This window comes from Streptomyces sp. NBC_00341, from assembly GCF_041435055.1.
Taxonomy (GTDB): Bacteria; Actinomycetota; Actinomycetes; order Streptomycetales; family Streptomycetaceae; genus Streptomyces.
In genome coordinates, this window is record NZ_CP108002.1 from 5,009,637 (window position 1) to 5,026,671 (window position 17,035).

General features: G+C 70.7%; 21 protein-coding genes. 9 read left to right on the forward strand and 12 right to left on the reverse strand.

What is annotated here, in order from left to right:
- Nucleotides 1–156 precede the first annotated feature (156 nt).
- Nucleotides 157–882, forward strand: coding sequence for a GNAT family N-acetyltransferase (locus OG892_RS22510; protein ID WP_371630101.1), 726 nt, complete (start codon nucleotides 157–159; stop codon nucleotides 880–882).
- 22 nt (nucleotides 883–904) lie between these two features.
- On the opposite strand, the gene OG892_RS22515 is transcribed toward OG892_RS22510, so the two are convergent.
- A complete protein-coding gene (locus OG892_RS22515) occupies nucleotides 905–1,684 on the reverse strand; it encodes a sulfite exporter TauE/SafE family protein (RefSeq protein WP_371630102.1) in 780 nt (259 codons plus the stop codon).
- A 95-nt stretch (nucleotides 1,685–1,779) separates the two neighbouring features.
- On the reverse strand, nucleotides 1,780–2,562 hold the full coding sequence (locus OG892_RS22520; protein WP_371630103.1) for a GntR family transcriptional regulator: 783 nt from the start codon (nucleotides 2,560–2,562) through the stop codon (nucleotides 1,780–1,782).
- Between the two features lie 364 nt (nucleotides 2,563–2,926).
- Between OG892_RS22520 and OG892_RS22525 the strand changes: the two genes are divergently transcribed.
- Nucleotides 2,927–3,349 carry an RICIN domain-containing protein gene (locus tag OG892_RS22525; RefSeq protein ID WP_371630104.1) on the forward strand — a complete coding sequence of 141 codons (423 nt, stop codon included), beginning with the start codon at nucleotides 2,927–2,929 and terminating at the stop codon, nucleotides 3,347–3,349.
- 436 nt (nucleotides 3,350–3,785) lie between these two features.
- Nucleotides 3,786–5,774, forward strand: coding sequence for a glycosyl hydrolase family 28-related protein (locus OG892_RS22530; protein ID WP_371630105.1), 1,989 nt, complete (start codon nucleotides 3,786–3,788; stop codon nucleotides 5,772–5,774).
- Between the two features lie 104 nt (nucleotides 5,775–5,878).
- On the opposite strand, the gene OG892_RS22535 is transcribed toward OG892_RS22530, so the two are convergent.
- From OG892_RS22535 to OG892_RS22560, 6 genes are all read right to left on the reverse strand, one after another.
- Nucleotides 5,879–6,448, reverse strand: a complete 570-nt coding sequence (locus tag OG892_RS22535; RefSeq protein ID WP_371630106.1) for a DinB family protein — start codon at nucleotides 6,446–6,448, stop codon at nucleotides 5,879–5,881.
- A 72-nt stretch (nucleotides 6,449–6,520) separates the two neighbouring features.
- Entirely contained in the window at nucleotides 6,521–7,369 is an 849-nt protein-coding gene (locus tag OG892_RS22540; RefSeq protein WP_371630107.1) for a hypothetical protein, read from the reverse strand.
- Between the two features lie 358 nt (nucleotides 7,370–7,727).
- Nucleotides 7,728–8,450: an alpha/beta hydrolase gene (locus OG892_RS22545; RefSeq protein ID WP_073732961.1), complete on the reverse strand. Its 723-nt coding sequence runs from the start codon at nucleotides 8,448–8,450 to the stop codon at nucleotides 7,728–7,730.
- A gap of 227 nt (nucleotides 8,451–8,677) precedes the next feature.
- Nucleotides 8,678–9,409 carry a phosphotransferase gene (locus OG892_RS22550; RefSeq protein WP_371630108.1) on the reverse strand — a complete coding sequence of 244 codons (732 nt, stop codon included), beginning with the start codon at nucleotides 9,407–9,409 and terminating at the stop codon, nucleotides 8,678–8,680.
- A gap of 32 nt (nucleotides 9,410–9,441) precedes the next feature.
- Nucleotides 9,442–10,155, reverse strand: coding sequence for a TetR/AcrR family transcriptional regulator (locus OG892_RS22555; RefSeq protein WP_371630109.1), 714 nt, complete (start codon nucleotides 10,153–10,155; stop codon nucleotides 9,442–9,444).
- A 125-nt stretch (nucleotides 10,156–10,280) separates the two neighbouring features.
- Nucleotides 10,281–10,517 carry an MbtH family NRPS accessory protein gene (locus OG892_RS22560; protein ID WP_073732958.1) on the reverse strand — a complete coding sequence of 79 codons (237 nt, stop codon included), beginning with the start codon at nucleotides 10,515–10,517 and terminating at the stop codon, nucleotides 10,281–10,283.
- Between the two features lie 256 nt (nucleotides 10,518–10,773).
- Here OG892_RS22560 and OG892_RS22565 point away from each other — a divergent pair, with 256 nt between their 5' ends.
- The gene (locus tag OG892_RS22565) at nucleotides 10,774–11,178 is read left to right on the forward strand and encodes a hypothetical protein (RefSeq protein WP_073732957.1); all 405 of its coding nucleotides are present in this window, start codon (nucleotides 10,774–10,776) and stop codon (nucleotides 11,176–11,178) included.
- 18 nt (nucleotides 11,179–11,196) lie between these two features.
- Here the strand turns inward: OG892_RS22565 and OG892_RS22570 are convergent, their stop codons facing one another.
- Entirely contained in the window at nucleotides 11,197–12,183 is a 987-nt protein-coding gene (locus OG892_RS22570) for a helix-turn-helix domain-containing protein (RefSeq protein WP_371630110.1), read from the reverse strand.
- 233 nt (nucleotides 12,184–12,416) lie between these two features.
- On the opposite strand from OG892_RS22570, the gene OG892_RS22575 reads away from it, so the two are divergent.
- The gene (locus OG892_RS22575) at nucleotides 12,417–13,154 is read left to right on the forward strand and encodes a hypothetical protein (RefSeq protein WP_371630111.1); all 738 of its coding nucleotides are present in this window, start codon (nucleotides 12,417–12,419) and stop codon (nucleotides 13,152–13,154) included.
- An 80-nt stretch (nucleotides 13,155–13,234) separates the two neighbouring features.
- On the forward strand, nucleotides 13,235–13,624 hold the full coding sequence (locus tag OG892_RS22580; RefSeq protein WP_073732953.1) for a VOC family protein: 390 nt from the start codon (nucleotides 13,235–13,237) through the stop codon (nucleotides 13,622–13,624).
- Here OG892_RS22580 and OG892_RS22585 read toward each other — a convergent pair.
- Nucleotides 13,621–14,400, reverse strand: a complete 780-nt coding sequence (locus OG892_RS22585) for an NAD(P)H-dependent oxidoreductase (RefSeq protein WP_073732952.1) — start codon at nucleotides 14,398–14,400, stop codon at nucleotides 13,621–13,623. The two genes, OG892_RS22580 and OG892_RS22585, sit on opposite strands and share 4 nt — an antisense overlap.
- A gap of 140 nt (nucleotides 14,401–14,540) precedes the next feature.
- On the opposite strand from OG892_RS22585, the gene OG892_RS22590 reads away from it, so the two are divergent.
- Nucleotides 14,541–15,398, forward strand: coding sequence for a helix-turn-helix transcriptional regulator (locus OG892_RS22590; protein ID WP_371630112.1), 858 nt, complete (start codon nucleotides 14,541–14,543; stop codon nucleotides 15,396–15,398).
- A gap of 1 nt (nucleotide 15,399) precedes the next feature.
- On the opposite strand, the gene OG892_RS22595 is transcribed toward OG892_RS22590, so the two are convergent.
- Both OG892_RS22595 and OG892_RS22600 read right to left on the reverse strand, forming a co-directional pair.
- Nucleotides 15,400–15,603 carry a DUF397 domain-containing protein gene (locus OG892_RS22595; protein ID WP_371630113.1) on the reverse strand — a complete coding sequence of 68 codons (204 nt, stop codon included), beginning with the start codon at nucleotides 15,601–15,603 and terminating at the stop codon, nucleotides 15,400–15,402.
- The gene (locus OG892_RS22600) at nucleotides 15,584–16,426 is read right to left on the reverse strand and encodes a Scr1 family TA system antitoxin-like transcriptional regulator (protein WP_371630114.1); all 843 of its coding nucleotides are present in this window, start codon (nucleotides 16,424–16,426) and stop codon (nucleotides 15,584–15,586) included. The genes OG892_RS22595 and OG892_RS22600 overlap by 20 nt, the downstream gene beginning before the upstream one ends.
- 113 nt (nucleotides 16,427–16,539) lie before the next feature.
- Between OG892_RS22600 and OG892_RS22605 the strand changes: the two genes are divergently transcribed.
- Nucleotides 16,540–16,782, forward strand: a complete 243-nt coding sequence (locus OG892_RS22605; protein WP_073732948.1) for a hypothetical protein — start codon at nucleotides 16,540–16,542, stop codon at nucleotides 16,780–16,782.
- A complete protein-coding gene (locus tag OG892_RS22610; RefSeq protein WP_328865965.1) occupies nucleotides 16,772–17,014 on the forward strand; it encodes a hypothetical protein in 243 nt (80 codons plus the stop codon). The genes OG892_RS22605 and OG892_RS22610 overlap by 11 nt, the downstream gene beginning before the upstream one ends.
- Nucleotides 17,015–17,035: the final 21 nt, after the last annotated feature.

Here is a 17,035-nt window from a genome sequence, read left to right on the forward strand (position 1 = left end):
GATGCCGCGCGGGGCCCGCCCAGCGCGTGATACCCAGGTGCTCATTCGGCGGCGGGGCGGCTGGCACCGGGGTAGGGGATGGGCCGGGGCCGCCACGGCGGCCGGTGGGACGAAATTCCGGGTCGGCCACTGAACACGCGTGGCAGGATCGGGCCCATGCCGATGGACGCGTTGCTGCTCGTAGCCCGGGGGCTGTGGGAGGAACTGGCCGGGGTGCCGGTGTCGTTCGCGCCGACGGGCGGTGTGAGCGTGGTGGTCTCCGCGGAGTCGGGGCTGTGCCCGGCCGGCTGGGTCGGCGTGGTGGCTCTGGGCGGATCAGTACTCGTAACCGTGCCGGACAGGAGCGCCGCCGCGCTCGTCCGTGACGCCCCGGCCGGGCTGTGGACGGAAGCCGTCGTGGACGAGGCGCTGGTACGGGAGGCGCTGCCCGTGGCCGGGACGCTCGGACCTGCGGCCCTGTCGTACGTCTCGCCGGAGGGATTCCGGCCGGTGCGGGCCGGTGTGCTGCCGGTGGAGCAACTGCCCGCCGGACAACCGGAGCTGCGGCGGCTGGAGGCGGCAGCCGGTGACACGGACGCCGGGGAGGCCGGGCTGAGTGGGATCACGTCACCTGTCTTCGTGGTCCGCGAGCGCGGTGAGGTGGTCGCTGCCGCCGGCTACGAAGTATGGCCGGCCCGGACCGCTCACCTCAGTGTCCTGACGGCTCCGGCGGCGAGGGGGCGGGGGCTGGCGCGGGTGACGGGTTCGGCGGCGGTCGCACACGCGCTGGCCGCCGGGCTGCTGCCGCAGTGGCGTGCGCGGCCTCCCGCGTCCCGGCGGGTCGCGGCCGCACTGGGCTTCACGGAACTGGGTTCCCAGTTGAGCATCGAGCTCGACCGGTAGGCGCGGACCCGTACCGCGTGCCTCAGGAGTGGAACGCGAGGTACGGGGCCAGGGCCAGGAGCATGGCGGCCATGGCGTATTTGAGGCGGCGGGCCGGGACGGAGCGGGCGATGCGCCAGCCCACGAGCACCCCTACCAGTTCCGGTATGCCGACCACCGCGGCCAGGGTCCAGTCGATGGAGCCGTGCTGGATGTAGCCGATGGTGCCCACGCTCGCGATCACCACGGACTGCGCCTGCGCGGCGGCCAGCGCGGAGAGCACCGGGAGCCCGCAGACGACCAGGAGCGGCACGCTCAGCATCGGTCCGCCCAGGCCGAAGAGGCCCGCCGCGACGGCCACCGTGACCCCCACCGCGACGGTGAGCGCGAGCGGTACGCGCACCGGGTCCTCGGCCGCCCGCGAGGTCGCCGTGCGGCGTTCGCGGAGCCACACCAGCAGGCCGGTCACCGTGACGGCGCACGCCAGCAGGATGCCGAACAGCCGCCCCGAGACGTGGGTGTTGAGCAGTACGCCGACCGGGGTGCCGACGAGCGCGCTCGCGGCGAGGACCCAGGCGGTGCGCCGCGTGACCGGGTCCTTCAGCTGTCCGGACCTGGTGTAGGCGGCGGTGCCGAGGACGCCGGTCGCCACGTGGGTGACGATGGCGGTGCCCGCGACTCCGGCCGGGGTGAGCCCGGTCAGCAGGAACATGCCGATGGTGGGCAGCACCCCGCCCGGCCCGATCGCGGTGATCCCGATGCCTCCGGCGAGGCCGAACAGGGCGAGCAGAACCAGGGTGAGGGTGTCGGGGGTCCAGGGCATGGCGGTGCCTCCGCGGGCGGTGCAGGGGTGGGTGAGCGGCGTCGGTCGGGGGCGTCTCGGCCAGGGGGCTCGGGGTGGTGGGCGCGGCGTCTCGGTCAGGCGGCGGGCGTGGCCGGGGGTGGTGCGGCGCCCCGGTGGAGCAGCGTGTGCAGGGCGAACCGGTCGGCCCGCACCCGCAGGGACTCGGTGTCCACGGGGCGGCCGTCGGCGAGCCGGGTGAGGCGGTCGATCACGAACAGGGCGGCTCCGGCGGGGATGTGGAGGAGGCGCGCGGTGTCGGGTTCCGCGGTGACGGCGTGCACGGTGATCTCGGCGCTGCCGAGCCGGGTCCCGGTGGTCTCCTCGATGAGCGTGAAGACGTCCCGGTGGGCGAGGTCGCAGTCGAGGAGGGGGCGCCCGATGTCGGGGGCGAGCCAGGTCGAGTCGACGGAGAGCGGCCGGCCGTCCAGGCTGCGCAGCCGCTCCAGGTACACCGCCTCGGAGCCGTCGGGCAGTTGGAGCCGCTCGGTGACCGCCTTCGGCGCGTACGGTACGAGCCGGGCCGCGCGCACCGTGTTGGCCACGGTGCCGTAGTCGACGAGGGTCTCCGCGAGGCCGGTGAGGCGGTCGAGGCCGTGCCCGTACTTCGCCGTCACGATCTGGGTGCCGATGCCCCGTCTGCGGGTGATCAGCCCTTCGTCGCGCAGCAGTCCGAGGGCCTGTCTGATGGTGTTGCGGGAGGTGCCGAGCAGCTGGCCGAGGGCGCGTTCGTCGGGCAGCATGCCGTCCTCGTAGCGGCCGGAGGTGATCCGCTGGCGCAGGGTGTCCGCGATCTGCCGCGCACGTTCGGCGCGGGGCAGCGGCTGCCTCTCCCGGCGCGGGGGCTGTGCGTCACGCATGGGGTGTCCCATCGGGTGGCTCACCACCTCCTCTCGGCCCTCACGCTACCCGGCGAACACCCCGTGCGACGTTACGCCGAAGTTACGCCACCCAGGCTGACCTGCGAAAACGCCTGAGCTGCGGGTTTGCGTCGAACTCGTCGCGCTCCGCCGGTCCGGGTGGTCAGCGCGCTCGCGTGCCGGGGGCGGTGAGGGCCCGGACCAGCGCCCTCTTCCGGGAGCCGGGGCCGGCTGTTCGAGGGGGACACCGATCGTTCCTGGACGTTGTGGAAGGTTTTTTGGCCAAAGGGGCCGGCCTGCGGGCTGTGGCGGGCCCGGGGTCGTTGTGCCCGGGGTCTATTGATCACCTTATGAGGAGAGATTCGTGGCTGTTTTTACTGCCGCTCTGGTGGCCCGTCACAGCGGCAAGGCCGTGTCCGTGATCGCGGCGGGGACCGAGGACGGTGCCGAGGTCGTCCAGTGGACCGACAAGAACAAGACCAACCAGCACTGGAACCTCGTAGCGACGACCGGCGGTTACTACCACGTCATCGCCGTGCACAGCGGCAAGGCGCTCTCCGTCACCGCGTCGGACCTGGAGGACGGCGGGACCGTCGTCCAGTGGACGAACAAGAACAAGACCAACCAGGAGTGGAAGCTCGTCCAGAAGGACGACGGCTACTTCGCCCTGGAAGCCCGCCACAGCGGCAAGCTCCTGTCCGTCCTCGGCGAGGACACCGCGGACGGCGCGAGGCTCGTCCAGTGGACCGACAAGGACAAGCCCAACCAGCACTTCCGCCTCGCCTGATCAGTACCCACGGAGCCCTGTCGGCGGTCGCCGACAGGGCTTTGCTGTGTCCGGGCCGGCTGCGGACACCGAGGTGCAGGGTCTGGTACGGGCGGGTGTCCGATCGCACCGTGATCCTTCTCAGCGCCCCCCGTGCTGATGCTCCCCGGGGCCGGGCACGTGAGATCCCGCAACGAAACGCACTTCATGCGCAAAAATCTTACGAAGATCTGTACTTGAACAGCAATACGACGGAAACCTCTCGCAGGAGTCTTGTGGGCCGTGATGTGCGGGTCCTACTGTCGCCTCACCTCCCCGGCGGCCACCCCGGGCCGCCCCGGCCGCGCCTCAGAGAAACGGGCCTGCGATGTCACGGAAGATCACCGGCACTGAAGTGAGCCCGCGAAGACCGCGAAGCCTGCGGCGGACAACGCGGTACGCGGTGGCGGTCGCCTCGATGACCGCCGCCGCAGTCGGCCTCGGCGTGCTGACGGGCGCACCCGCACCGGCCGCCCAGCGCACCCCCGCCACTGCCACCCCCGCCACCGCCTCCCCCGTCACCCGCGCCGCCCTCGATCCGGCGCTCGTGGCGGGCCGGGGCGCGGACGTGCCGTTCGTCGAGCAGGAGGCCGAGAGCGCCGCGACCAACGGCACGGTCATCGGCCCGGAGCGGGCCGCGTACACGCTCCCCGCCGAGGCGTCCGGCCGCAAGGCGGTCAGCCTGGAGCCGGGTCAGCACGTCGAGTTCAGGCTGCCGCGCGCCGCCAACGCGATCACCGTGCGCTACAGCATCCCCGACGCCCCGAACGGCGGCGGGATCACCGCACCGCTGGACGTCGCGGTGAACGGCAGCAAGCGCTCCACCATGACGCTCACCTCGCAGTACTCCTGGCTGTACAACCAGTACCCGTTCTCCAACGACCCGGGCGCCGGGCTGCTCCACCCGGACTGGTGGATCACCGAGTGCTCCTGCGTACCCAGCGAGACGACCCCGGCCCCGGTCATCGCCAAGCCGTACCGGCCCAGCCACTTCTACGACGAGCAGCGCCTCCTGCTCGGCCGTACGTACCGCGCGGGCGACACCGTACGGCTGACAGCCCCGGCGGGCAGCCGGGCCGCGTCCACGACGATCGACCTGCTGGACTCGGAGCTGGTCGGCCTCCCGCGCATCGAGCTGCTCGCCGCCAACGTCCTCGCCTTCGGGGCCGATCCCACCGGCCGCCGCGATTCGGCGGCAGCGATCGACAAGGCCATCGCCTTCGCCAAGCGCACCCACCTCAAGGTGTACATCCCGCCGGGCACGTACCAGGTGAACCGGCACATCGTCGTGGACAACGTCACGATCGTCGGCGCGGGCAACTGGTACACGAAGATCAAGGGCCATGAGGTCGCCCTCGACACTCCGGCCGCCGACGGCTCGGTCCACACCGGAGTCGGCTTCTACGGCAAGGACGCGGCGGACGGCGGCAGCCGCAACGTCCACCTGTCCGGCTTCGCCATCGAGGGCGACGTACGCGAGCGCGTCGACACCGACCAGGTCAACGGCATCGGCGGCGCGCTCAGTGACTCGACCATCGAGGGTCTGCACATCAGCCACACCAAGGTCGGCATGTGGTTCGACGGGCCGATGAAGAACCTGCGGATCACCGGCAACACCATCGTCGACCAGATCGCGGACGCCATCAACTTCCATACGGGCGTCACCGATTCACGCGTCGCCCACACCTTCGTACGCAACTCCGGTGACGACGGCCTCGCCATGTGGTCCGAGAAGACGGCGAACGCCCGCAACACCTTCGACCACAACACCGTTCAGACCCCGGTCCTGGCCAACGGCATCGCGATCTACGGCGGCACCGACAACACCGTCTCGAACAACCTGGTGGCCGACCCGATCAGGGAGGGCAGTGCGCTGCACGTCGGCTCCCGCTTCGGCGCCGAGCCCTTCGCCGGAAAGCTGAACCTGACGGCCAACACCACGGTCCGCGCGGGTACGTACGAGCTCAACTGGAACATCGGCCTCGGCGCCCTCTGGATCTTCGCCCTCGACAAGAGCATCGACGCGGACATCCGGGTCACCGGCAACAACTTCCTCGACAGCACCTACAACGCGATCATGCTGGTGTCCGACTGGGCGGTGAAGGACCAGTACGTCATCAAGGGCGTCCACTTCAAGGACATCAAGGTGGACGGCACCGGCACCTCGGTGCTGAGCGCCCGCGCGGCGGGCGGCGCCACGTTCGAGAACGTGGACGCGCGCAACGTCGGCGCGGTCGGCGTCAACAACTGCGGCTCGTTCAACTTCCCGTCCACGGGCTCGGAGTTCGCCCTGACGGACCTGGGCGGCAACGACGGCGACTGGCTGGCCCCCTGGCTGCTCCCCAACACGATCACCTGCGACGACCGGCCGGCCGTCGTCCCGCCGCCGGCGCCGGGAACGTGGTGACGGCGGGAGCGTGGTGACGGCGGGAGCGTGGTGACGCCGGACGGCAGGCAGGAGAACCACTGACGACCGGCTGGGCCGCCCACTCCCCGGGACGGCTCAGCCGGTCACTGCCCCACCCGCCCGTCGACGCACTCGCGCAGCAGGTCGGCGTGGCCGCAGTGGCGGGCGTACTCCTCGATCCGGTGCACGAGCAACTCCCGTACGGCGATGCCGTCCTGGCCCAGTCGGGTGCCCAGCTCCGGGTGCCCGTACAGGGCGGCGTCGGCTGCGGCCTGTTCGCGGGCTAGGTCGGCCCAGGCGGCGTCGACCACGGCCGGGTCCGCGACGGCTCCGTCGAAGTCCGCGTCACGCTTGCCGTAGAGCTTCGGCCTCGGTTCGCCGTCACTGATCCAGTTGAGCCAGTCCCGCTCGACCTCGGCGAGATGCCGTACGAGGCCGAGGAGCGACATGCTCGACGGAGGAACGGCCCTGCGGGCCAGCTGCTCGGCGTCCAGCCCCTCGCACTTCATCCGCAGGGTGAGGCGGTAGTCCTTCAGGAAGTCCTGGAGGGTGGCCAGTTCACCGTCCGGGCTGACTCCTTCGCTGTTGCGGGGGTCGTCGTCGGGGTCGGCCCACATGTCGGGGTAGACGGTGGCCTGGCTCCATCGTGCGGGTTGGTCGCTCATGCGTGTCATGGTCGTCTGCGAGGACCCGCGACCGCCAGTGGTTTGCCGCCCGGTCCGTGCTGCCCGGTTCGCACCCGCCGGTCAGTCCCTTCCGGTCCGCCCGGCCCGCTCGGCGCGGGGTACGAGTCCGGCACGTACGGCGTTCATCCTGGCTCGTACGCCGTGGTCGGGTACGGCACCGACGGGACCGTTGGGGGTGGCGGGGGTGGTGCCTCGGCAGGTGGTGCAGAGTCCGCCGGGCATGGCTGTCGCGTTGCCGGGTGCGCGGCATTCGCGGCATTCCAGGGTGCGCAGGATGACGCGGGGGGTGGGGGAGGCTTCGCGTAGGGGTGGGAGTTTGTCCAGGAGGCGTCGGCGGAGGAGTGCGGCGGCGTGGTGGATGCGTGGGGGCAGGCCTTCGGTGAGGGCGTGGAGGATTTCCGGTTCGGTGGCGCCGCGCTCGAACCATTCGGTGACCTGTGGTTCGAGCGTCACGCAGTCCGTCTGGGAGAGGGTGAGTGTGGGTGTGTTGCGTCCGAGGGCGGCGAGCAGGATGAACGAGCGGGATCGGGTGGGCCGTTGGGCCGCCTGACCCTGCGCCTGCTCTTGCGGTACGTCGCCTCGGGTGAACGCGTTCCACCAGTCGTCGTCGTGCCAGGTGCGGGAGAAGAACGTCCGGGTGACCCAGAGCAGCGCTTCCTCGGTGGCGATGCACTCGCTGCCCCGGCGCAGGTGGCCCGCTTCCTGGAGCCGGTTGAGGGTGGTGCGCAGGGCGCACTGGCCGTAGGGGAGCGTTTTGGCGAGGGTCTTCACGGAGATGTCGGCACCGTCGCACAGGCCGTCGATGTACGCGGCGACGGCGGCGTCACGGGGCAGCAGGTGCGCGAAATCGTGATCGGTGCGCGGACGTTGGCCGGGCGCCGAACGCTTGCCGTACCCGGGACTGGCCATCGGGTGATCAAGCGTGGGAACAGGGGCGGGCGCAGAGGAGAGGGCGGCACTAAGCTGGCCGACAGCCATGAGATCGGTCCTGACGATCGAAGTGGTCAGGCCCCTGTTCGGTGTTTCCGCACCGGCGGGGGCCGTCTTGGTTTCGCTGACGCTAGAGCGTCGCTACCGTCCGTCGCAAGTCGGTCACAAATGGTCAAGTCGCCGGTCAGGGTGGGTGGGTGGGTATTCAGACCCACCCACCATTCCGCTGAAAGAGGGCTCGGAGCTCGACGCTTGAGCTCCGGGGGATTTCTCCAGGAGCGACACCCTGCCCGGCCGGGCGGACCCGGCGGCCTACCGCCCTACCGCCCTACGCCGGTCACTTCAGGTTCCGGGCGAAGAACCGGGCGGCGTCCTCCGTCTCGAACCAGGGCGTGCCGGTGTGCCCGCCCATGTTGGCGTGCAGGGTCTTCTCCTGGCTGCCGAAGGCGTCGAACAGGTCCAGGACCGGCTGCCGTTCCATCCCCGCGTCGTCCCACTGGAGCAGGAACTGAAGCGGCAGGGTGAGCTGCCGGGCCTCTTCGCGGACGACGCCGGGGACGAAGCCCATGCCGAAGAAGACGGCGGCCGCGATGCGCGGCTCGACCAGCGCCAGCCGGATGCCGATGGCGGTCAGCCCCTCGTACCCGACCGGCCCGCCGATCTCGGGCAGCGCGAGAAGGGCGTCCAGGGTGGTCCGCCATTCCGGGACCGCCCCTTCGACCAGGGGGATGAGGAGCCGGTCGACGATCTCGTCGACCGGTTCGCCGGCCTGCAACGCCCGGCGCAGGTCGGCCCTGGTCTGCTCGTCGTCGGCGGAACGGGGCCGGTCACCGTGGCCCGGCGCGTCGATGGCCGCCACCGCGAAGCCGTGCTCCGCCGCGTAGTAACGGGCCCGCGCCACCAGCCGGGGAAGCCGCTTGTGCAGGCTGCCGGGGTGACCGATCAGGATCAGCGGGGCGGGTGCGGACCCGGAGGTCCACAGGAGACCGGGAATCTCGCCGAGGGTGAATTCGCGTTCGAGGACGCCGTCGTCGAGGCGCTGCTCAGAAGTGAATCGCATGGTCGTGCCTTTCGGGAGTGCTGCTGAACGGCGCTCCCGGACGACCTATCGCCCGACCGTGACCCCGGAGGAGAGCACCCATGTCAGTTCTGTGTTCACGGGTACCACCTCCTCGTTCTCTCGCACGGCCTCCGCGAGATTAGCCGTGGCGGCCGCGGGTCGGCAAACAGGTTTCTCCCGCAGAGCGCACCGCGGCCCACCGCGCCGCTCCCGGCCGTCCCACGCGCTCACCGCAGCGAACGTTCCAGCGCACCCCGGTGATCGGAGACCCACTGGAAGGCCGCCCGGACCTCGCGCACCGCCCCTGCCTCCCGGAGCCGGGCCATGGCGGCGTCACCCGCATCGGCCTGGGCGTCAATGCCCCGCCAGCACCGGTCCTGCCACCACAGAATCGTGGACACGAGCGGTTGCCGGTCCGCCAACGCGTAGCTGTCGGCGATCAGCCTCATGCGTCGCGCCACCTGCTCGACGTCGGTGACCGAAGGGCCCAGATCGAGGTACTGCCAGCAGACATGGGCGATGTCGTGGATGCGTGCGCCCGGTGCCGCCAGGTCCCAGTCGATGAAGGCCGTCGGCCGAAGCCGGCCGCCGTACGGCTGGTAGACCGTGTTCTTGGGCGACAGGTCGTTGTGGCACACGACCTCGTGGTCTCCGGCCAGCGGGGTGCCGGCCGTCAGGTCGTGGAACTCCCGCACGAGCCGGGCGACCGCCACCAAGTTCTCGTCCGACGACACGGCAGCGGGTTGGTTCGGCTCCCACGCCACATGGCCGTCGAGGTATCCGAGGACTTCACGGCCTTCGTCGTCCACACCGAGATATCGCGGGGCACCGCTCCAGCCCCTGGCTTCGAGCAGCTTCAGCAGATCGCCCACGAACTCCGCCGAGGCCGGACGGCGCACCGTGTCCCCGACACGGACGACCGTATTGACGAAGCCCCCGGGCAAGGACGGCTCAGGCATCCGTTCCGCTGCCTGACCGCCGTCTCCGACGCTCACGCCTCGTCCCGTCGGTCCGAGGCGTCCTCCGTGGGTAGGGGGGTGTCGCGGATGCCGTTGATCAGGGTCGCGATGCCCCACGACATGCGCTGCTCCGCCGTGCCGGAGACCAGGTGCGTGGCGAGGTCCGCGATGTGCGGGTGGGTGCGGTCCGAGGTTCCGTGCAGGGTGTCCGTGAGGGAGTCCCACACGGCCTGGGTGTCGGCGGACTGGTCCCGCGTCGCCTGCTCCGCCGCCGTCGCGGTCGTGTACTGGAACAGCAGGTCCACGCCCCAGGCCGCCTGGGCGGGTGCGATGCCGCCTTCGTCGAGGAGGGCGAGAAGCGACTCGATCAGCCGGAGGTAGTGCGCGCCGCTGGGCTGGATCACCAGTGCGGCGCGGGCCAGGCCGGGGTGCGCGAAGAGGGTGTTCGTGTACGAGGTGAGCAGCCCCTCCAGCCGCTCGCGCCAGTCGCCGTCATCCTTGACCCGCAACGGCTCCAGCAGCTCGTCGAGGATCGCCGCGTGCAGCTCGGCCGTGTTGGCGACGTACACGTAGAGCGAGGCCGGACCCGTGTCCAGCTCCTGCGCCAGGCGGCGCATGGTCACCTTGGCCAGGCCCTCGGACCGCATGATCCCGACCGCCGTGGCCACGATCCCGTCCCGCGACAGCGCGGGCTTGGCCGGTCTTTCGCGGCGGCTGCGTCGGGGCTGGTCGGTGTCGGATCCCATACGGCACACCGTAACGAACGGGTATGGGGCGAACAAGTTCGAAACGAACGCGTTCGTAGTGGCCATATGGAGCCCTGACTTCCCTCGTGCCCGTCGGCCCCCGAAGCCCGACGGGCACGACGGGTTCAGTCCCCGGAGGTGGCCTCTTCCATCCGTCGGCGCAGGCTCAGCGGGCGCATGTCCGTCCACACCGTCTTGATGTGCTCCAGGCACTCGGCCTTGGTGCCGGCCGTGCCCTCCTGGCGCCAGCCGGCCGGGGTCTCCCGGCCCTCCGGCCAGAGGCTGTACTGCTCCTCGTCGTTGACCACCACCAGGTAGGCGCGGTCGTCCTCCTGGTCGTTCCAGCTCTCGTCGCTGCTCACGCCGTCTCCTCATCGCTCGTCGGCCGGTTCGCCGACCCGTTGAACGACATGGCGGGGTGTTGCGTCACGGACCTCATGAGCACCTGCGGATTCAGGGCACTCAGTCCCAAGCACCTGGCACGGAGAGCCAACGCTTCGCGATCCGGCCCCTGTCATCGTCCGTATGTGAGCGGTACCGGCCGACAGCACATAGGCCGGTGTCCCCCGTCTGCCGACCGGTACACGGGATACGCACGGTCAACAGGAGGAAGTCATCATGATCACGAACAGGCGCGTCGCGGCGGCACTGATCAGCGCGGCCGCCGCCCTCACGGCCCTCACCGTCCCTGCCCACGCCGGTACGCCCAGTGGCGGCGCACAAGCGCTCTCCTGCTACGGCAGCGCCCGCAGCTACACGGGCGAGGCGGGCACCGGTGCCAATGACAACGCGCACTGGCCCAAGCGCGGCCAGTGGACCAAGGTCAAGGGCAACTGCGACGACATCAACATCAAGACCAACTACACGCGTTCCGTGCGCGTCTGCACACACAGCAAGTGCCACGGATGGGTCACCGCCCCGAAGGGGAAGTGGACGGTCATCTTCCCCGACTCGACCAAGAACGCCGAGTACTACCTGCAGTTCAAGGGCGTGAACGCCAGCACCGGCCTGATCGCGGACTGACCGGCCCGAGCATCGTGCCTACGGGCGGGGCCCGCGCCTGCCGGGCCCCATGCCCAGGTGACGGTATTCGCTGGGGGGCATGCCGTACGTGGCACGGAAGACGCGGGTGAAGTCCGCCGCGCGGGGGAAGCCCCACGCGGCGGCGACCGCGTGGATGGGGCGGGCGGCCAGCGCGGGGTTGGTCAGGTCGCGCCGGACACCGTCGAGCCGCTGCTGGCGGATCCAGGCGGTGACCGTGGCGCCCTGGCGCTCGAAGACGCGGTGCAGGGTGCGCAGGGAGATGTGGTGGGCGGCGGCGATCCGGTGCGGCGTCAGCCCGGGATCGCCCAGGTGCTGCCGGACGTAGCTGTGGATGCGGGTGGCGAGCGCCTCGGGATGGGCCTCCGGCGGGGTCGTCTCGTCGAGGTGGTGGGCGAGCAGCGCCGCCGTCAGATCGAGGGTCACCACCCCGAGCCGCTCGGCGTCGGCGGGCCCGCAGGCGGCGGATTCGGTGGTCAGCCGGGTGAGGAACTGGGCGAGGAGCGCGCCGAGTCCCGCTCGCCCGGAGAACGGCAGCGTGAGTAATCGGTCCGCGGCCGCCCTGGGCAGGGGCAGCATCGCCTGGGGGAAGAGCACTTCCATCATGGTGACCGGCTCGTGCTCGGTGCCCATCCTGGTGCGCAGGGGCAGTGAGGTGCTGGACAGCATCAGGTCGCCCGCGCCCAACTGGATCTCCCGGCCGGCGTGGACGGCACCGGCTCTGCCGCGCTGGTGGAAGGTGAGGTTGTACAGCTCCGGATCGGACCGCCGGATCAGCCTCGGGGTGCGGTCCGAGCGAAGAGCCGGGTAGGTGAGGGCGAACACACTCACCGGGCCCAGGCCCAGCACCCGTAACGTCGCCCGGAAGTCGTCGGTCTGCTCGGAATCCACCACGTTGGGCGCGTGGCTGTCGCATGCCATGTCCCGCCAGCACGCGAACCGTTCCGCCTCCGGCAGCTCCTGCCAGCGGAACACCGTCTCGTCCACGTCTCCCCCTTCGGTGGCACGTCATCAGAGCCGGACAAAAGCCAGCAAACTCGTGGAAGGCCTTGAACACAAGGGAGCGAAAGAGCACTTGGCGGGGACTGACTCCACGCGGGCGTACGGTGGCGAAGCCCGGGAACCGTCACGCGCGGGTGCCTGCTGCCGTCGCCGTCCGGCCCCTCTCGTATCGTCGTGTCGCCGGAGACACATCCGGGCGTAACGGGGAGGGAAAGCGCATGGCGTTCGGGAGGAACCGGCAGGTCGAGCCCTTCGAGCCGGAGCACTGGGACGCGATCACCCAGTTCACGGTCGGCCGGATGATGCGGCGCACGGTGCGGAAGTCGACGCGGGGCGAGGGCGCGCACGCGGTGCGGTTCATGAGGATGCGCGGGGGCGACGAGTACATGGTCCCCGGCGTCTACATCGTCCCCGAGGACCCGGCCGTGGCGCTCGCCAAGGGCGGGTTCCGGCTCTTCGAGGACGAGGCCGCCCGGCAACTGCTGTGCACGGTGCTCCCGGACGGCTCCGACCGCTACCGGGTGTCGGACGCCGCGGGGCGGGATCTCGGCTCGGTCCGCCGCACCCCGGTCACCAAGCGGTTCAGCCAGCACGGCCTGTGGCTGGAACAGCCCGGCCACCCGGCGATCGTGGCCCCCCGCAACTGGGCGAAGGGCGGCGCGAAGGCCTCCCTGGGGCGCGGGGTGGGGCATGTCGTCGAGGGCGTCGTCGACTCCGTGCTGTCCTTCGGGTCGGACGAGACGGCGGGCTCCGAGGGGGGCCTGACGCCGCTGGTCTGGGTGCTCGGAGCGGACGGGGCAGACGAGGCGCACGGGCAGGAAGTGCTGACCTTCCCGCGCAGCACCCACGGCGACCGCTGGTACTTCATCAAGCACGGCGGCCCGCTCGACAAGCGTCTCGCGTTCGCCCTGGCCGTGGTGCGTGAGAGTGAGATCTTCCGCGCCGACCAGCGCTGAGCGGGGGCCTGTCAGAGGCGGGTGCCACGATTCAGGGGCGAGCGCCGTGAGCCGACCACCCCTATGCACCGGGAGCACCCATGAGGATCCACCTGACCAGCGTCTTCGTCGACGACCAGGAGAAGGCCCTGCGTTTCTACACGGACGTGCTGGGCTTCGTGAAGAAGCACGACGTACCGGTCGGCGCGGACCGCTGGATCACCGTGGTCTCGCCGGACGCCCCCGACGGGACCGAACTGCTGCTGGAGCCCAACGGCCATCCGGCGGTGAAGCCGTACACGACGGCCCTGGTCAAGGACGGCATCCCGGCCACCTCCTTCGCCGTGGACGACGTGCACGCGGAGTTCGACCGGCTGCGCGGACTCGGCGTGCGCTTCACCCAGGAGCCGGCGGAGATGGGCCCGGTCACCACCGCCGTCCTGGACGACACCTGCGGCAACCTGATCCAGATCATGCACACGGGGTCCTAGCGGTCCAGGTGTATGGCGAACCCCGTGCGGTTCGCGGGCTCCAGGCCCTCCTTCAGGTGCAGCGAGGGGATCTCGTAGTCACCGAAGTTCTGCCGCCGGAACGGGATCGGCTCGGTCGACTCCAGGGTGAGCAGGCGCTCTTGCCATGCCTTGGCGGCGTCCGCGTACTCCTCGCCGTTCATCCGGTCCGTGCCGTGCAGCACGAACGGCGGGAGCACCTCGATGCCCGGGTAGAACAGGACGCCGTGGTGGATCGGGAACAGCAGGTCGTCGATCGGGCCGTTGATCCCGCGAGCGGCGTAGTGCGCCTCCGGGCCGCCGACGGTCACCGAGAGCAGGGCCCGCCTGCCCGCGAGGGTGCCCTCGCCGTAGCGATCGCCGTACTTGGTGGCGCTGTGCTCACCGACGCCGTACGCGAAGTGGTACGTGAACACCCGGTCCACCCACCCCTTCAGGATCGCGGGCATCGAGTACCACCACAGCGGGAACTGGAAGATGATCGTGTCGGCCCACAGCAGCTTCTCCTGCTCGGCGCGCACGTCCGGGGTGAGCGTCCCGGTGTCGAAGGCCCGGCCCGAGTCCCGGGCGACCTTCAGCGGGCTGGAGGCGGCGGGGCCGTAGTCCGAGGCGTCCGCGACCGCCTTCCAGTTCATCGCGTACAGATCACTCACCCGCACCTCGTGCCCCGCCGCTTCCAGAGTGGACACCGCGAGGTCCTTCAGTGAGCCGTTGAGCGACTGCGGCTCCGGGTGGGCGTGGACGATCAGCGTCTTCATGGCAGTTCCTCCGGATCGGTTGCCCCCGATTCTGGGCGCCGCGGCGCCCGGTGTTCAGGGGCGCTTCTTCCGTCGGACCGGACTTCCTGGTATCGGCAGGGCCACCCTCCCGGGGCGCCCGCGTGGCCATACTGGAGGACATGGACGATCTCGCAGGCTTCCTACGGACCCGTCGCTCCCGCGTCGACCCGGCGTCCGTCGGCATCACCGTCGACAGCCGCCGCCGGGTCGAAGGGCTGCGCCGCGAAGAGGTCGCGCACCTGTCCGGTGTCAGCGTCGACTACTACGTACGCCTGGAGCAGGGCCGCGCGACCCAGCCCTCCGAGCAGGTCCAGGACGCGCTTGCCCGCGTCCTCTGCCTCGACGAGACGGAACGCGGGCACCTCGGCCGGCTCGCCGGCGGGCGCCGCCGCCGCATGTCGGCGCCCGCCGGACGGGTCCGGCCCGAGCTGCTGCAGATCCTCGACCTCACCGTCGGCGCCCCCGCGATGATCATGAACCACCGGATGGACGTGCTCGCCGCCAACCGCCTCGCCCGGCTCCTCTACGGCCACTCGGTGCCGGGTCTGAACACCGCCCGGCACATCTTCCTGGAGGAGACCGAGCGCGGTCTCTACGCGGACTGGGAGACCTGCACCCTCGACGCGGTCGGGCACCTGCGCCTGGCCGCCGGCACCTACCCCGATGACCCCGGCCTGGCCTCGCTCATCGGGGAGCTGGCGATGGGCAGCGAGCGCTTCCGCCGCCTCTGGGCCCGTGCGGACGTGCGCGCCCGCACGCACGGCCGCAAGGCGTTCCGGCACCCGCTGGTCGGGCTGCTGGAGCTGCACCAGGAGAACTTCGCGCTGCCGGACGAGTCGGGCATGGAGCTCGTGGTGCTCTCCGCGCCCCCCGGCAGCCCCGCAGAGGACGGGCTGCGCCTGCTCGCGAGCCTGGACACGGGCAGCGACGACGCGGTGGACGCGGTGGACGCGACGGAGGCTCAGGTCCGGGAGTGACTCACCTGAGGTCGTTCACGAACGACTGCCACGCCGCCACGGGGAACATCAGCACGGGGCCGTCGCTCACCTTGGAGTCGCGGACGGGGACGACGGCCGGGACGCCTTCGAGCACTTCGAGGCAGTCCCCGCCGCTTCCGCCGCTGTATGAGGACTTGCGCCAGATCGCCGTGGTCAGGTCGTAGTCAGAACTGCTCAGCTTCATGGTCGTAATCCTCCGCCACCGACTCGATCAAGGCCAGGGACGCCATGGGTGAGATCGCGCTGGCCGTCACCAGATCGTAGGTCAGTTCGTACTGCCGGACTGTGGCTGGATCGTCCTGCAACTGCCCCGTGCCCAGGCCTTGGAGGTAGGCGAGTGGGGGAGCGTCCGGGAATCCCATCAGCTTGAGCGACCCTTCCAGCGCCATGTGGGCGCCCGCCGAGAACGGCAGAACCTGCAAGATGATCCGGTGCCGCCTGGCAAGGCCTGCGATATGGCGCAGGGCCTCCGCCATCACCTCGCTTCCGCCCACCCTCCGGCGTAACACTGCCTCGTCCAGTACCACCCACAACAGCGGGGATGTTGGATCGGCGAGGATCTGGGCGCGCTCCAGCCGGGTCGTCACCAACTCGTCGATGACGCTCTCTTCTGCGGTCGGCTGATACGCCCGGAACACCGCCCGCGCATACCCCTCCGTCTGCAACAGCCCCGGGATGAGCTGGGGCGCGTACTCGCGGATCGCCTCCGTGCGGGCCTCCGCCTCGGCCGCCTCCGCGAAGTGTTCCGGGTACTTCGACTTCTTCAGCGCCTCGCAGTTCCGTACGAAGAAGCCGTCCGCGCCGAGCATCTCGTCGAACTTCTCGGCCTGGTCCATCTGCATGCGCCGTACTCCGGACTCCAGCTGGCCGATGAACGAGCCGCTGAGGAAGAGCGGGGCGCCCAGCTCCGACTGGGAGAGGCCTGCGGCCTCTCTCCGGTGGCGCAGTTCGGCGCCCAGGAGGGCGCGGGGTGAGGAGGAGGGATCGAGCTTTCTGGGCCCCGGCATGACAACTCCCTGTGATGCACCAGCGGTTGTTGGAACTGCACCTCTTCCAGGCTAACGAGAGATTGGCCACGCTGGGTATGCATTGACATTACTCAGCGTGGAAGGAATGGATCATGACGACTACGGATCGGCGCAGGGTTACGGCAGGCAGAGTGCTGGAGGCGGAAGAGGCGGTCGAGCGGCTGCGGGAAGGGCTCGCGGGGGTCGGGGTCACCTTGCCTTCGCTGCGGGTCGACCCGGTCTCCAGCGCGGGGAGCGGGCCGGGCGTGCTCATCGAGCTGGGGCGCTGCAACCTGGACACGGTGCGGCGGCTGAGCGGGGTGCTGGACGGAAAGGCGGCAGGTCATGGTGGGTGAGGGCAGTGAGCCGGAGGCGTGTACGCCGGAGCCGGGATCGTTCGCAGTGGATGTGCGGGACGGGCGGGTGGGCCGGGTCACGGGGCACGTCGGACCGTATGTGCGGCTGCGGCCGCCCGGCGGTGGCCCGGAGTGGGACTGCCCGCCCGAGTCCGTCCGGCCGGCGTCGCCGGGGCTCGTGCTGCGGGCGCGGGTGACGGAGGTCAACCGGGAGGGGCAGCTGCCTCGGTGAGGGTACGAAGGGGAGCCGTGC